General features: G+C 73.8%; 12 protein-coding genes. 7 read left to right on the top strand and 5 right to left on the bottom strand.

Translation table 11 applies throughout. The features are described from left to right. The first annotated feature begins 76 nt into the window (after positions 1 to 76). The 3 genes from ACZ60W_RS00830 to ACZ60W_RS00820 all read left to right on the top strand — a co-directional run bounded on the left by ACZ60W_RS00830 (position 77) and on the right by ACZ60W_RS00820 (position 3,050). Complete coding sequence (locus ACZ60W_RS00830) at positions 77 to 1,456, top strand: DUF1996 domain-containing protein (RefSeq protein WP_469753170.1); 1,380 nt, start codon at positions 77 to 79, stop codon at positions 1,454 to 1,456. Then, complete coding sequence (locus tag ACZ60W_RS00825) at positions 1,432 to 1,998, top strand: DUF305 domain-containing protein (RefSeq protein ID WP_469753169.1); 567 nt, start codon at positions 1,432 to 1,434, stop codon at positions 1,996 to 1,998. The genes ACZ60W_RS00830 and ACZ60W_RS00825 overlap by 25 nt, the downstream gene beginning before the upstream one ends. A gap of 77 nt (positions 1,999 to 2,075) precedes the next feature. Next, the gene (locus ACZ60W_RS00820) at positions 2,076 to 3,050 is read left to right on the top strand and encodes a helix-turn-helix domain-containing protein (RefSeq protein WP_469753168.1); all 975 of its coding nucleotides are present in this window, start codon (positions 2,076 to 2,078) and stop codon (positions 3,048 to 3,050) included. Positions 3,051 to 3,424: 374 nt separating this feature from the next. Here ACZ60W_RS00820 and ACZ60W_RS00815 read toward each other — a convergent pair whose 3' ends face one another. Next, positions 3,425 to 3,814 carry an alpha/beta fold hydrolase gene (locus tag ACZ60W_RS00815; RefSeq protein WP_469753167.1) on the bottom strand — a complete coding sequence of 130 codons (390 nt, stop codon included), beginning with the start codon at positions 3,812 to 3,814 and terminating at the stop codon, positions 3,425 to 3,427. Positions 3,815 to 4,007: 193 nt separating this feature from the next. Between ACZ60W_RS00815 and ACZ60W_RS00810 the strand changes: the two genes are divergently transcribed. The 3 genes from ACZ60W_RS00810 to ACZ60W_RS00800 are packed head-to-tail and all read left to right on the top strand — an operon-like array spanning position 4,008 to position 7,904. Next, positions 4,008 to 4,868, top strand: coding sequence for an ABC transporter ATP-binding protein (locus ACZ60W_RS00810; protein ID WP_469753166.1), 861 nt, complete (start codon positions 4,008 to 4,010; stop codon positions 4,866 to 4,868). Then, a complete protein-coding gene (locus ACZ60W_RS00805) occupies positions 4,865 to 5,845 on the top strand; it encodes an iron-siderophore ABC transporter substrate-binding protein (protein ID WP_469753165.1) in 981 nt (326 codons plus the stop codon). Before ACZ60W_RS00810 ends, ACZ60W_RS00805 begins: the two co-directional genes overlap by 4 nt. Positions 5,846 to 5,852: 7 nt before the next feature. Beyond that, positions 5,853 to 7,904 (top strand): iron ABC transporter permease, encoded by a 2,052-nt coding sequence (locus ACZ60W_RS00800; RefSeq protein WP_469753164.1) that lies wholly within the window; start codon positions 5,853 to 5,855, stop codon positions 7,902 to 7,904. 173 nt (positions 7,905 to 8,077) lie between these two features. Here the strand turns inward: ACZ60W_RS00800 and ACZ60W_RS00795 are convergent, their stop codons facing one another. The 4 genes from ACZ60W_RS00795 to ACZ60W_RS00780 all read right to left on the bottom strand — a co-directional run bounded on the left by ACZ60W_RS00795 (position 8,078) and on the right by ACZ60W_RS00780 (position 13,805). Continuing rightward, positions 8,078 to 8,380 carry a WhiB family transcriptional regulator gene (locus ACZ60W_RS00795; RefSeq protein WP_469753163.1) on the bottom strand — a complete coding sequence of 101 codons (303 nt, stop codon included), beginning with the start codon at positions 8,378 to 8,380 and terminating at the stop codon, positions 8,078 to 8,080. Between the two features lie 252 nt (positions 8,381 to 8,632). Then, positions 8,633 to 9,223, bottom strand: a complete 591-nt coding sequence (locus tag ACZ60W_RS00790; RefSeq protein WP_469753162.1) for an SMI1/KNR4 family protein — start codon at positions 9,221 to 9,223, stop codon at positions 8,633 to 8,635. A gap of 89 nt (positions 9,224 to 9,312) precedes the next feature. Further along, positions 9,313 to 9,609 (bottom strand): STAS domain-containing protein, encoded by a 297-nt coding sequence (locus tag ACZ60W_RS00785; RefSeq protein WP_469753161.1) that lies wholly within the window; start codon positions 9,607 to 9,609, stop codon positions 9,313 to 9,315. Further along, complete coding sequence (locus ACZ60W_RS00780; protein WP_469753160.1) at positions 9,606 to 13,805, bottom strand: SpoIIE family protein phosphatase; 4,200 nt, start codon at positions 13,803 to 13,805, stop codon at positions 9,606 to 9,608. The genes ACZ60W_RS00785 and ACZ60W_RS00780 overlap by 4 nt, the downstream gene beginning before the upstream one ends. Positions 13,806 to 14,149: 344 nt before the next feature. Here ACZ60W_RS00780 and ACZ60W_RS00775 point away from each other — a divergent pair, with 344 nt between their 5' ends. Further along, complete coding sequence (locus tag ACZ60W_RS00775) at positions 14,150 to 14,506, top strand: STAS domain-containing protein (RefSeq protein WP_469753159.1); 357 nt, start codon at positions 14,150 to 14,152, stop codon at positions 14,504 to 14,506. Positions 14,507 to 14,529: the final 23 nt, after the last annotated feature.

Here is a 14,529-nt window from a genome sequence, read left to right as displayed (position 1 = left end):
ACGGCGCGCCCCTCCGCTCCCACGCCCCAGAGGAATGGCGCGCCCCCGCTCCCTCCCACACCCCAGAGGAACCGACATGCGCCGACCATCCGTCCACCTCTACACCCTGATGGCGGGAGCGCTGGCCGTCGTCCTGGCCGCCGCGCTCGGCATCACCCTCACCGCCAAGACCGCATGGGCCGCCACCCTCGTCGTCCAGGCCGAGTCCTACGCCGCGCAGTCCGGCGTGGGCGTCGAGCCGACCGTGGACACCGACGGCGGACAGAACGTCGCCTACCTCGCCGACGGCGACTGGATGCGCTTCGACAACGTCGACCTGGGCGCCGCCGGCCCCCTGACGGCCTCCGCCCGGATCGCCTCCGCCACCGGCGGCCCCGGCACCGTGGAACTGCGCACCGGATCGCCGACCGGCCCGCTCCTCACCAGCTTCGCCATCACCCCCACGGGCGGCTGGCAGAGCTGGGCGACCCGCACCGCCACCGTCTCCTCCCCTCCCACGGGCCCGCAGACGCTGTACGTGCTCCTCCGCAGCACCACGCCCGGCGACTTCGTCAACATCAACTGGTTCTCGTTCGACAACGGCACCGGCGGCGGAGGCACCGCGCCCGGCTGGGTCGCCCTCGACCAGACCGCGTGGAACGCCCAACTGGCACAGTTCCGCGCCATGACCCCGGCCCCCGTCCCCGCCGGAGTCGTCCGAGTGCCCGAGTTCAACGCCACCTGCACCTACAGCCACTCCAAGCCCGACGACCCGATCGTCGCCCCCGGCCTGCCCGGCGCGTCCCACATGCACAGCTTCTTCGGCAACAAGAGCACCGACGCCTTCACCACCACCCAGAGCCTGCTGGCCAACCCGGGCACCAGCTGCACGCCGGCCAAGGACCTGTCCGCCTACTGGATCCCCACCCTCTACCAGGGCGGCAAGGCCGTCGAGAGCGACGGCATGATCGTCTACTACGGTTCCCGGCTGCCCGACCCCGCCGCGACCGTGCCCTTCCCCCAGGGCTTCCGCATGATCGCCGGCAACGCCAAGTCACAGGTCCCCACTCCGGCCGGCTCCGCCAACCAGTTCTTCTGCGCCGGTGAGGGCGGAGAGATCGGACGCAGCGCCGACGGCAACTGGCCGGTCTGCGCACCGACCGCCAAGCTCGTCTACCAGCTGGTCTTCCCCGACTGCTGGGACGGGAAGCACCTCGACAGCCCGGACCACAAGTCGCACGTCGCCTACACCTACACCGGCTCGTGCAGCGGCGACCACCCGGTCGCCATCCCCTCCGTCTCCTTCGTCATCTCGTTCCCGACCTCCGGGAGCGCCGCCGGCTTCTCCCTCTCCTCCGGCATGGCGTCGTCCATCCACGGCGACTTCTTCAACGCCTGGGACAACGCCGCACTCGGCCGGCGGGTCAAGGACTGCATCACGCAGAGCGCCAAGTGCAACTCCGCCGGAACCTTCTGACCCTCCGGGCGTGGGCCCTGCTCGCGGCACTCGCCGTCACCGGCTGCACTCCGCAGCCGGTGACCGCCGCGCCGCGAGCGGCGGCCTTCAACGCCACCGACACCGCCTGGATCCAGCTCATGATCCCCATGAGCGAACGCGCACACCGACTGACCGCCCTGGCCCCCACCCGCACCACCGACCCGGACCTCGCCGACCTCGCCTCCCGCGCCGACACCCGCCTGCGAGCGGAAGAAGCCGACCTGCGCGCCCTCCTGGACCTCTCCGGCGTCCCCGACACCCGCCCCCACGAAGGGCACACCATGCCGGGCATGGTCGGTCTCGACACCCTCCGCAGGGCGCAGGCCGCGACCGGCAAGGAGTTCGACCGGCTCCTCGTCGAGGCCCTCCACTCCCACTTCGCCCAGTCCAGAACCCTCTGCCTCGGCGAACGGACCTCGGGCGGCGCCCAGGAGGCCAAGGACCTCGCCGCGACGATCGAACGCAACGCCGCGGAGACACTCGCCCGGCTCACCCCGGCCTCCTCCCCGGTGCGCCCGTGAGGAGGATCACCGCGCCCGGCCGGAGGGTCCGGGCCGGCGCACGAACGACGGCGAGCGCTGCCCGTACCCTTCCGCACGTGACCACTGTTGCCCTGGCCATCACCGACGGCATGCTGCACCTCGAACTGTCGCTGGCGATGGAGGTGTTCGGTGCCGATCCGCCGCACCTCGTCGATCCCTGGTACGACTTCACGCTCTGCGGGCCGCGGGCCGTCCGGGTCGGGCGCTTCGTGGTGGAGCCCGACCACGGCCTCGATCAGCTCCGGCGGGCGGACACCGTGATCGTCCCCGGGTGGGCCGACGTCGACGTGGATCCGCCGGCCGAACTGGTCGAGGCCGTGCGGGCGGCGCACGAGGCGGGGGCGCGGGTGGCGTCGCTGTGCACGGGCGCGTTCGTGCTCGCGGCCGCGGGACTGCTCGACGGGCGGCGCGCGACCACGCACTGGGCGCACACCGACGAGCTGAGCCGGCGTCATCCGCGGGTGACCGTCGATCCCGACATCCTCTACGTGGACGACGGGAGCGTGCTCACCTCCGCGGGCAAGGCCGCTGCCATGGACCTCTGCCTGCACCTCGTGCGCCTCGACCACGGCTCGGGCGTCGCCAACACGATCGCCCGCCGCCTGGTCGTGCCACCGCACCGCGAGGGGGGCCAGGCCCAGTTCGTGACGACGCCCGTGCCCGCGCCGGGGAACCATCCGCTGGCCGAGCTGTTCCCGTGGGTGCTCCAGCGCCTCGACCAGGCGCTGACCGTGGAGGACCTGGCGCGTCAGGCCGGGATGAGCTCACGCCATCTGGGGCGCCACTTCAGGTCGGTGACCGGTACCACGCCCCTCCAGTGGCTGCTGGCCCAGCGCATCCGGCACGCGCAGGAACTCCTGGAGTCCAGCGACGACACCGTCGACACCATCGCGTCGGCCACCGGCCTGGGCACGGCCACCACGCTGCGCCGCCACTTCGCCCGCACCGTCGGCGTGCCGCCCGACTCCTACCGCCGCACCTTCCGCGCCCGCCTCCACCCCGCCCTCACGGCGTCGGGCCCGGCCTCCTGAGGCCCCGGCGGTGCGCCGGGGGCCTGCACACACCGGCGTCCCGGCGGTGAAGAAGTCGGCGAGGACCGGGGCGAGGAGCTCGGGGGCGATGCCGTGGTCCTGGCCGGTGAGGGTGTGCAGGGCGAAGTTGTCGGCGAGGGCGGCGAGTTCGCGCGCTCCGGTCAGCATGTGGGGTGCGCCGGCGTCGCCGCTGCCGACCAGGACGGGGACGGTGACCGACTGCCACCGGTCGGTGGGCAGGGGCCGGCCGGACATGGTGCCGGCCATGACGCGGCCGTCGTAGGGGAGGGTCCGTGCGGTGGCCTCCATGCCCGCCCAGAAGGGTGCCCGCCGCATGCCCTCGACGGCTTCGGCCGGCATGCCGACGGCCGCGGTCATGAAGGAGGCCACGGCGTCGCCGTACGCCTTCCGCGCCACGAGCGACTCCAGGCGGGAGACGTAGTCGGCGGACAGCGGCGGCCGGCCGGCGTCGGTGAGGAAGGGCGGCTCGTACAGTCCGGCCGGGTGACGGCGCTGCCGCGGGCCGTGGCCTCCAGGGCCAGGACGGCGCCCGAGGACATGCCGAAGACCCTCGCCTCGCCTCCCGCGCGCTCGATGAGCGCGTCCAGGTCCTCGACCTCGCGCTGCACGTCGTACTCCGGGGCGTCCCCGCTGTCGCCCCGCCCGCGGCGGTCGTACGTCGTCACGGTGAACCGCTCGGCCGGCAGGCCGGCCGGCGCGGCGGAGTCGCCGCGGGTCATGAACGCGCCGCCGACGAGCACCACCGCGGGGCCCGAGCCCCGCTGGTCGTTGTGCGGGCCGGTCGGAACACCCCGTCGGCCGTCGTGACGACGACGCAGCGGCCGGCCGCCGGACCGGGCCCGCAGCAGGGGAGCCAGAGGTTGGCGGAAACATGACTTGTGGTGGCCTCAAGGCCCCCCTTCAAATCGAAAGTAAGGTTAGGCTAACCTCTGTTCCGTGAGTGTTGCTGAAGAGAGCTCCGAGCTCCCGCGTTCCCGAGGTCACGCCCTGGCGGCGACGGACGTCACCGTCGCCTACGACGGTGTCGACGTCGTCCACGGGGCCTCGTTGACGCTGCGGCCCGGCGAGGTGACGGTCCTGGTCGGCCCCAACGGCAGCGGGAAGTCCACCCTGCTGAGGACCGTCGCGCGCCTGCAGCGGCCGCGGACCGCCGCACTGGTCATCGACGGCGGGACCGACGGGCTCGCGCTGAGCCCGCGTGAGTTCTCGCGGCACGTGGCCCTCCTGACGCAGGGCCGCCCCACCCCGAGCGGCCTCACCGTGCGCGACGTCGTCGACTTCGGCCGCTACCCCCACCGCGGTCGCTGGGGCAAGGCCGACCCCGGAGGACGGGCCGCGGTCGACCGAGCCCTCGACCTCACGGGCGTCACGGAGTTCGCCGACCGGGGCGTCGAGCACCTGTCCGGCGGACAGCTCCAGCGCGTGTGGCTCGCCGGCTGCCTCGCCCAGGAGACCGGCGTCCTCCTCCTCGACGAACCGACCACCTACCTCGACCTGCGCTACCAGGTCGAACTCCTCGACCTCATGCGCGATCTGGCGGACGACCACGGCATCGCCGTCGGCGCCGTCCTGCACGACCTCGACCAGGCCGCCGCCGTCGGCGACCGGGTCGTCCTGCTCGACGCGGGCCGCGTCGTCGCCGACGGCCTCCCCGAGGACGTCCTGACGGCCGAGCGGCTGACCACCACCTACGGCATCCGCATCGACGTCGACCCCGACCCCCTCACGGGCCGCCTGCGCACCCGCGCGATCGGCCGTCACCACACCCGAAGCGAAAGGCTCACCACCCCCTCATGAGGCGACTCCTGATCACCGCCACGGCCCTCGCCGCGGCGGCCCTCACCCTGACCGCCTGTGGCACCACCGAGCCCGCCGCCGACGACAAGGCGACGACGACCGCCGAGAAGATCACCCTCACCGACGCCTCCGGCCGGAAGGTCGTGCTGAACGGCCCCGCCAAGAAGGTCGTCGGCACCGAGTGGCACGAGGTCGAACTCCTGCTCTCCCTCGGTGTCGACCCCATCGGCGTCGCCGACGTCAAGGGCTACAAGACCTGGGACACCGCCGTCCCGCTGAGAAACGAGCCGAAGGACATCGGCACCCGCGGCGAGCCCAGCATGGACACCGTCGCCGCCCTCAAGCCCGACCTCATCGTCGCCAGCACCGACCTCCCGCCGGCCGCCGTCAAGCAGCTCCGCACGCTCGCACCGGTCATCGAGGTCAAGTCCGCCGACGCGGCCGACCCGATCGGCCGCATGACGAAGAACCTCGACCTGCTCGCCCAGGCCACCGGCACCACGGACAAGGCCGCCGAGCTCAGGAAGACCTTCGACGCCAAGGTCGAGGAGGGCAGGAAGGCCCTGGCCGGCGCCGGTCTCGGCGGCGCCAAGGTCGCCTTCGCCGACGGCTACGTCGTCTCCCACCAGGTCTCCATCCGGCCCTACACCAGCGGTTCGCTCATCGGCGCCGTCAACGAGAAGCTCGGCCTGAAGAACGACTGGACGGTCAAGGGCGACCCGGCCTACGGCCTCGGCACCACCGACGTCGAGGGCCTCACCAAGCTGAGCGCCGACGTGCACTTCGCCTACATCGGCAACGACGGCGACAAGGACAGCAACCCCTTCGCGGGCCGGCTGGCCGAGGACAAGGTGTGGACCTCGCTGCCGTTCGTGAAGAAGGGCAACGTGCACCGCCTGCCCGACGGCATCTGGATGTTCGGCGGACCCGAGTCGATGAACAAGTACATCGACTCGATCATCGCCCTGACGAAGTAGCGGAGCCATGGCCGTCACTGCAACCACCCCCGCCACCCGTCCGCCGGCGGCCCCGTCCCGGACGGGCGCGGCCGCGGTGACGGCCGCCCTGCTCCTCCTCGTCGCCGGCCTCGCGGTCGTCGACATCACCCAGGGCACCTCCTCGGTCGGCGCGTCCGACGTGTGGAAGGCGCTCACCGGACGGGCCGACCCCGCCGACGCCTCCGTCGTCATCGCCTCGCGCCTGCCCCGGATGACCGCCGGACTGCTCGTCGGCGTCGTGCTCGGCATGGCCGGCGCCGCCCTCCAGGCCGTCAGCCGCAACGTCCTGGCCGCGCCCGACACCCTCGCCGTCAACGCCGGCTCCTACTTCGCCCTCGGCCTCACCGCCGCCACCGGCGTCTCGCTCCCGCTGCTCGCCTCCTCCGGCATCGCCTTCGCCGGCGGCCTCACCGCCGCGGCCGTCGTCCTCGGCCTCTCCGGCCTGGGAACCGGCACCGTCCGGCTCGTCCTGGCCGGCAGCGCCCTCACCCTCGGCCTCAGCTCCATGACCGAAGGACTGCTCCTGCTCTTCCCCCAGGAGTCCGAAGGCGTCTACCACTGGAACCAGGGCAGCATCTCCCAGAACGGCTTCGACGGCGTCCTCCAGATGGCGCCCGTCGCCCTCGTCGGCCTCGCCGGACTGCTGCTGCTCGCCCGCCGCGTCGACGCCCTCGCCCTCGGCGACGACGCCGCCCGCGGCCTCGGCGTCCCCGTCCGCGCCACCCGCATGACCGCCGTCGTCCTCGCGGCGCTCCTCGCCACGGCGGCCGTCACCCTCGCCGGCCCCGTGGGCTTCGTCGGCCTCTGCGCCCCCGCCCTCGTCCGCCGCTTCCGCGGGCTCGCCCGCACACGCGTCGGCATACCGGCGGCGGGCCTCGCCGGTGCCGCGCTCGTGCTCGGCGCGGACGTCCTGCTGCGCCTGCTCGTCCCGGCCGACACGGCGGTCGCCGTGCCGACCGGCGTCGTCACCAGCCTCGTCGGCGCCACCTTCGTCATCGTGATGGCCGCCCGCCTCCGCGACACCGCCGGAGTCGCCGCCGACCGGCTCGGCATCCGCAGCCGCGCCGTCTTCCTCTCCGTCACGGCGGCCCTCGTGACCGCCCTCGTCGGCGTCACCCTCGCCGCCGTCCTCCTCGGCGACGCGAAACTCCTGCTCGGCGACGTCGCCCACTGGGTCACCGGCCAGGCCGGGCCCACCGTCGGTTTCGTCCTCGACACCCGCGTCCCCCGCGTCCTCGCCGCCCTCCTCGCCGGCGCCGCCCTCGCCCTCGCCGGCACCCTCGTCCAGGCCGTGACCCGCAACCCCCTCGCCGAACCCGGCATCATGGGCGTCTCCGGCGGCGCCGCGCTCGGCGCCGTCCTCCTCGTCACCACCGTCCCCATGGCCGGCGCGTGGGGCGTGGCCGGCGCCGCGTTCGCCGGCGCGGCCGCGGCCTCCCTCCTGCTCTTCGGACTGGCCGCCCGCGGCGGCTTCCAGCAGACCCGACTCGTCCTCGTGGGCTTCGCCATCCACTCCGGCGCAGCCGCCCTGGTCAGCCTGCTCATCATCCTGACCGACCCGTTCAACGCCACCAAGGCCCTCACCTGGCTGTCCGGCTCCACCTACGGCCGCACCCTGCCCGACGTCCTCCCGCTCGCCCTCGCCCTCGCCGTCGGCATCGCCGTCGCCGTCGCGCGCCGCGCCGAGCTGGACCTCGTCTCCCTCGACGAGGACACCCCCCGGCTCCTCGGACTCGACCTCGGCCGCGGCCGCCTCGGCTTCCTGATCCTCAGCGTCGTCCTCAGCGCCGCGGCCGTCGCCGCCGCCGGCACCATCGGCTTCGTCGGCCTCGTCGCCCCCCACGCGGCCCGTGCCCTCGTCGGCCGCCGGCACGCCCGCGTCGTCCCCGTCGCCCTCCTCCTCGGCGCCCTCCTGGTCTGCGCCGCCGACACGGTCGGCCGCACCGCCATCGCCCCCGCCCAACTCGGCGCCGGCATCATGACCGCGGTCATCGGCACCCCCTACTTCCTCTACCTCCTGATCCGCAGCCGCCGCTAGGGCTCCGAGCACTCCCTCTCGCCCGCACGGGCTCGAAGCACCCCGCCAGGGGCCGCCCGGGCCCGTGCGCGTGCACGTCCCAGGACCCCCGGTACCGACGGGGAGCCCGGCACCGTCCACGGCCCGCGCCGCCGCCGGCCGGACGGCGCGCCCGGACGCGGAGGCGCCGCCCCTCAAGCGGAGTCGCGCCGCGCGGACGCCCCACCGGAGTCGTGCTGACGCTTGGCCTCGTCCAGCAGCCCGGCCCAGGACCGTACGGTCGGCCTGCGTTTCAGGAGGGCACGACGCTCGCGTTCCGTCATCCCGCCCCAGACCCCGTGCTCGATGCGGCTGTCCAGAGCGTGCGCCAGACACTCGGCCTTCACGGGACACCCGGTACACAGCGCCTTCGCCTGGTTCTGCGCCGCGCCCTCGACAAACAGATCGTCCGCGTGCACCGTCCGGCACGACCCCGACATCATCCAGCGCTCGTCCATGCTCCCCCGCCTCGGCCTCGCGCCGCCCCCAAGTAGTCGGCGGCGCTGATCGGACCAGGGACGCTACGGAGGCATGTGACACGGGTCTACGTCTCTCCCCGTGCTTCCCCCTATCGGGTGACACCGACCTATGGCCACCGGTCACTGTCCGTCGGCATTCGGCCGTCACGGCGCAGACCGCCCGCACTCCCTCGTGGCCGGCGCGATCCGGCCACCCGATGCGACGGAAGGAGCGGAGATGGCCGATGACGACTAAGCGTCCGGGAACCAGGACCGGCCATCGGCCCAGTGGGACACCCAACCCGCGAAGCCCGGCGTCCCCGGCATGACGGCGTCCGGCGAGTCGGGACCGAAGGGCATCGCGCCTTCCCCGGCGATCTGCCAGACCTGTCCCCGCTGGGGGCCGGTGACGATCAAGTGCCAGTACATGCCGCAGCCGTCGGTGCCCAGCAGCAACGAGCCGTGGTCGAAGACGCGTTGCGTGCGGGTCTCGAACTCCTCGACCGGCAGCGCCGCATCGTCGTCATCGTCCTCCCACAGCCACGCCCCCTCCAGGGGGAAGGGCTCGGCGAGCAGGCGTTCGGGCCGGTCGGATCCCCAGTCCGACGGCGTCTCCGCCAGGGGCAGGAGGCCGTAGTGGGGCGGCCCGGCGGGCAGACCGTCGCAGACCTCCGCCACGAACGTCCGGTACGGCTCCGGGAGGACGACGCCGTGCTCCTTCTCGAAGGACCGCACCGCGTCCCAGCCGGCCGCGGGTGCCGCGGCGGGGTGGGCGGCGAAGGTGGCGCGGAGCCGGGCCAGTTCGGCCGGGTCGCATGTTTCCGTGTTCATGACGCTCATCATGCAGGACCCCGCCGGAAGACCGTCCGCGCCGGCGGGGTCGGCGGGTGGGCGAAGGGAGAGGGAGGGCACCCGCTCCCGAAGGCTCTCCCTCAGGCGTCGCTTTCGTGGACGGTCGTGAGGTCCGCGAGGCCGGAGACCGTCAGGACGGGGGTGAGGAGCGGGGGAGCGACGAGTTCGATGCGGTCGCAGTGGGTGAACAGGACGCTCAGGGCGGCGCTGTCGAGGTACTCGACATCGGTGAGGTCGACGACGAGGCGGCCCGGCAGGGCGCCGAGGGCGGAGGCGAGGAGGTCGGCGTTGCTCATGTCGATCTCGCCCGCGGCCTTGAGGACCGGGGTGTCGTCCGCTCGGCGGTCGGAGGTGAGGGTGAGCGGCGTCGTGGTCATGGGGTGATCCTCGTGTGCAGGGAGACGGTTGTTCCCGAGGGGCCGGGGGTGATCGTGACGTCCTGCATGAGGGCGCGCATGAGGGTCACCCCGCGACCGCGGTGCGGATGGGCCCGGGGGTCGGGGCGCTTCCAGCGGCCGGTGTCCTGGACGCTGAGCCGGAGCTCGCCGCCCAGGGCCTCGGCGCGGAGGTGCACGGCGTCACCGGGGGCGTGCCGGTGGCCGTGCTCGATCGCGTTGGCACACGCCTCCCCGGCCGCGACGAGGACGTTCTGAGCCGTGTGCCGGGGCAGGTCGCACCGGTCGAGCCAGCCGCGGAGGGCCCGGCGCACCGTCGCCAGCTGCCCCGATTCGGCGGGGAACGTCATGTGCAGGGGCGCGGGGTGACGGTAGAGCAGGAACGCCACGTCGTCGTCGAAGCCGCCCGCCGGGGCCAGCCGGGCCATGAGGTCGCCGGCGAGGGTCTCCAGACCCGTGTCGCGGCCGTCCTCGACGGCGCGGCCCGCCTGGGCGATGCCCTGGGTGAGGGGGACGCGACGCCGTTCCACCAGGCCGTCCGTGTACAGCAGGAGCGTGGCGCGGGCCGGCAGGGCACAGGTGCCCGTCGGGCGAAGCCTGCCCGGCTTGACGGCGAGCGGGGTGGAGCGGCCCTCCTCCAGCAGGACCGTGGTGCCGTCGGGCCCGGTGAGGATGCCGGGAGGATGTCCGGCGCTCGAGTACGTGAGGCTGCCGGTCCCGGGATCGAGCACGCCGCAGAACACCGTGGTGCACAGCGCGCCGGGAATGCCGACGGCGAAGTGGTCCAGTGCCATGAGCACCTGGGCCGGATCCGGGTTCTGCAGCAGCAGGGCCCGGCAGGCGCTGCGCAGCTGGCCCATGACGGCCGCGGCCTTGAGCCCGCGGCCGACACAGTCCCCGACGACGATGCCGATGCGTCCCCGGGGGAGCGGCACCGTGTCGTACCAGTCGCCGCCCACTTCAAGGGGGCGTCCGGCCGGCTCGTACCGCACGGCGAACCCCGGGGGGAGCTGCGCCGGACCGAGGATGGCCCGCTGGAGGGCGAGGGCGGTCTCCCGCTGTTCGTCGATCTGGTGGGCGCGGGTCAACGCCTGCGTCAGACGACCGGCCAGCAGGGACAGCAGCAGTTCGTCCTCCCGCGTGAAGGGAGGCCGGCCGCCGAGATCGATCCGGAGGACGAGGGGCCCGGAGGGGTGCTCCAGGAGGATGCCGACCCCGGCGGGGTCCGCCACCGGCGTGAGGGGCGGCGCCCCGCGCAGCTCCGTCAGCCGCCGCCGCTCCTCGTCCGGGAGCCGGTCCCATGTGACCGACGCCCCCGACACGGTGAGTTCGGGCCGTCCCTCGGCGGAGAATACGGCTGCGGTCACCCGGCGTGCGTGCCACACGTCCCGCAGCTCCTCCAGTGCGCCCGCCAGAGCCTCGGTCAGGCTTCCGGCCTCCGCCACGCGGGTGCCGAGGGCCGCCAGGGCGCCGTCGCGCCGGAGGGCGTCGTGCTCGGCGGTCACGTCGCGGAAGGAGCCCACCACGACGCTGCTGTGGGTGTCGGGGTCCTGGACGCGGGCCAGGGAGGCGTTCACCCAGACCCGTCGTCCGTCCCGGTGGGTGAAGGGGACGGTGCAGGACCCCTTCGCGGTCCGGGTCGACCGGGCGAAGGACTCCTCTGCCTGCCGGTACTCCTCCGGTTCGCGCAGCGGATCGGGCCACCACGGGTGCACGGGCGCGTACGGCAGGTCCTCGGGTCCGTAGCCGAGGATCGCGGTGAAGGCGGCGTTGATCTCGACGACCGCGCCCGTCCCGTCGCAGACGAAGAACCCCTCCTGGAGCGAGTCCACCAGGGCGGTGCGCCACCGGGCGTGATGGCTGCGGAGCCGGGCCAGTTCCACGGCCGCGCGTGCCCGTGCGAGGAGTTCACCGGCCGTGAAGGGCTTGACGAGGTAGTCGTCGGCGCCCGCCCGCAGGCCCTCGATGGAGGCGTCCTGGCCGGCCCGCGCCGAGAGCAGCAGGACGGGCACGGTGGCGGTACGGGGGTCGGCGCGCAACGCGGTCACCAGCGCCAGACCGTTCAGGCGGGGCATCATCACGTCGCTGACGACCAGGTCGGGCGCCTGGGCGCGGATCGCGGCGAGGGCCGCCTCTCCGTCGGCGGCGCCGCGCACCTCGTAACCGGCGCCCGACAGCAGGCGGGTGAGGTACTCGCGCATGTCCGCGTTGTCGTCGGCGACGAGGACCCTCGCCGTGCCGGGCCCCCCGGGCCCGCCGGCGAAGACGGCTCCCGTACCGGCCGGGGCGGTGTCGAGGGCGTCGCTCCCCGGCGACGCGTCGGCGTCCGGGCGGTGGTCCGCCTCCCGTCCCGGCAGCCAGCGCAGCGCCTCCTGCAGGTACGGCTCGGCGGTGCCGCCCGGCTCCGTCGACGGCGTCCCGGCCACCACCGCGTCCGCGGGCAGGTGCGCGTCGCCGAACGGCAGGCGGATCGTGAACCGTGTGCCCCGGCCCTCCTCGGACTCGGCGGTGATGGTGCCGCCGTGCAGCACGACCAGCTCCCGCACCAGGGCCAGGCCGATGCCGCTGCCCTCACCGGAGCGCGCGCGGGCGTTCTCGATGCGGTGGAAGCGCTCGAAGAGCCGGGGGATCTCGTGGGCGGGAACCCCGGTGCCGGTGTCCGTGACCGTCACCACCGCCTCCGTCCGCTCCCCGCGCACGGAGACGCCGATGCCGCCGTCGAAGGTGAACTTCAGGGCGTTGGACAGCAGGTTGAGGATCACCTTCTCCCACAGGTCCCGGTCCACGTACACCCGGCCCGTCAGGGGCCGGCAGTCGACCGTGAAGCCGAGACCGGCCCTGTCGACCGCGGAACGGAACACGCTGGCCAGATCGGCGGTGACCGCGGCCAGGTCCACCGGCTCGTAGCGGGCGCCCATGCGGCCGGCCTCGATGCGCGAGAAGTCGAGCAGGTGGGTGACCAGCCTGCCCATCCTGAGCCCGTTCCGCCGGATGACCTCGAGCTCCTCGCGCACCCATGGATCGGCGTCCGACAACCGGGTGCGCAGCTCCTCCACCGGCCCCATGATCAGCGTCAGCGGCGTGCGGAACTCGTGGCTGATGTTCGAGAAGAAGGCGGTCTTGGCGCGGTCGAGCTCGACGAGCTCCTCGGCCCGCCGCTGCTGCTCCCGGTAGCTGCGGGCACGGGAGATGCCGGCCGCGAGGTGTCCCGCCACGAGGCCGACGAATCCGCGGTACTCCTCGTCCGGCAGCCGGTAGCGGTTCAGGGCCGCCACCAGGAAGCCGTAGGGCGCGGTGCCCTGGCCGACGAGGGGCACGACCAGCGCGTGGGTCGGGGGCTCGGACCGGACGCCGCACGGGAGTTCCCGGTGAGCGGGGCCGTCCAGGGGCACCAGGACGGCCTCCTGCCCGGGCGCCGGCACCGGCCACGGCACGGAGGCGTCGCCGGCCGCCATCGTCTCCGGGGCGACGGCGTGTCCGGCGGCGATGCCGGTGCCGGCCGCCAGCCGGGCGGAGCCGTCCTCCTGGAACAGGTACGTGAGGGTGAACGGCAGGTCCTCGGCGTTCTGCTCCATCTGGCGGCTCGCGAAGGCGAGCAGCTCCTCCTCGGTCAGCAGCGTGCGGGGACCCGAGCCCAGATCGCGCAGCGTGCTCATGCGGCGCTCGGCGATGACGCGGTCCGTGTCCTCGCTCACGACGCACAGGACGCCGACGACCCGCCCGTCCTCGTCGCGGAGCGGACTGTACGAGAAGGTGTGGTAGCTCTCCTCGGTGAACCCGGAGCGTCGCACGAAGAGCAGCAGCGCCTCGTCCCACGTGGAGCTGCCCGCGAGGACGCTGTCGATCCTCGGCCGGACGTCGTCCCAGACCTCCGCCCAGACCTCGCGCACCGGCCGCCCTAGCCCCCACGGGTACTTGTGCCCGAGGGTGTCGCGCCGGTAGGCGGCGTTGCAGAGGAACGTCAGTTCCGGCCCCCACGCCATCCACATGGAGAAGCGGGACGACAACAGGATGCTCACCGCGGTGCGTAGGCTCTGCGGCCAGCCCTCCGGGGGACCGAGCGGGGTGGCGGCCCAGTCCACGGCCGCGAGGTCGCGGCCGATCTCCTGGTCGGCGTCGAACACTGCGGGTGCGGCCGCGCCCGCCCCGCGGGACCCCGCGTCCTCGCGCTCGACCACTGGCCACCCTCTCGTTCCCGCGTGTCACGCCCGTCGCGCCGCACCCGTCGCCACATGCCCCGCGAACGTCCGTCCCGCACGCCCGCGACACGCTCGCACACCGCGAGACGCCCGCACGGTCCGTAGGATAAACCTGCAACCGGACCGACGAAGGTGTGCGGGGACCCGCCAGGCCGAGGAGAAGAGCGCAGACCGCCCCGCGGAATCCCCGGAGGTCAGGTCCGGGGACACATACTCCGCCGAGCCGTGGAGAGGCGGAAGGCATCGGGACGACGACGCCGTCGCTCCGCAGCTCCCCACCCCGTACCCACGAACCGCACGCCCTCAGCCGTACAGGAGAACCGGTGAACGAGCGCACTCTCGCCGTCAGCCCCCAGCACGCCGGACCGGGCGACACCGTCCTGGTCGTGGACGGTGAGCTCGACCACCACACGGCCCCGGTCCTCGCCGGCTTCCTCGGCCCGGGGACGTTCACCCCGGGCGCGCGCGTCGTCCTCGACCTGACCACGCTCACCTACTGCGACTCCACGGGCGTGACCGTGCTCGTCTCCGCCTACCAGAAGGCACACGCGGCGGGGAGCGTCCTCGCGCTCGCCGGCGTGAACGACGACCTGCGCCGGGTGTTCGGGATCATGGGGCTCGACCAGGTCTTCACCTTCGTCCCCACGGCCGCCGACGCGCCGCGCCCGGCCGCTCCCTGAGCGCCTCGGGCCGACCCACACGC

This window comes from Streptomyces sp. NPDC104202 (genome assembly GCF_055584185.1).
The sequence above is the reverse complement of the archived record's forward strand: the minus strand, read 5'-3'. Positions and strand labels throughout refer to the sequence as shown.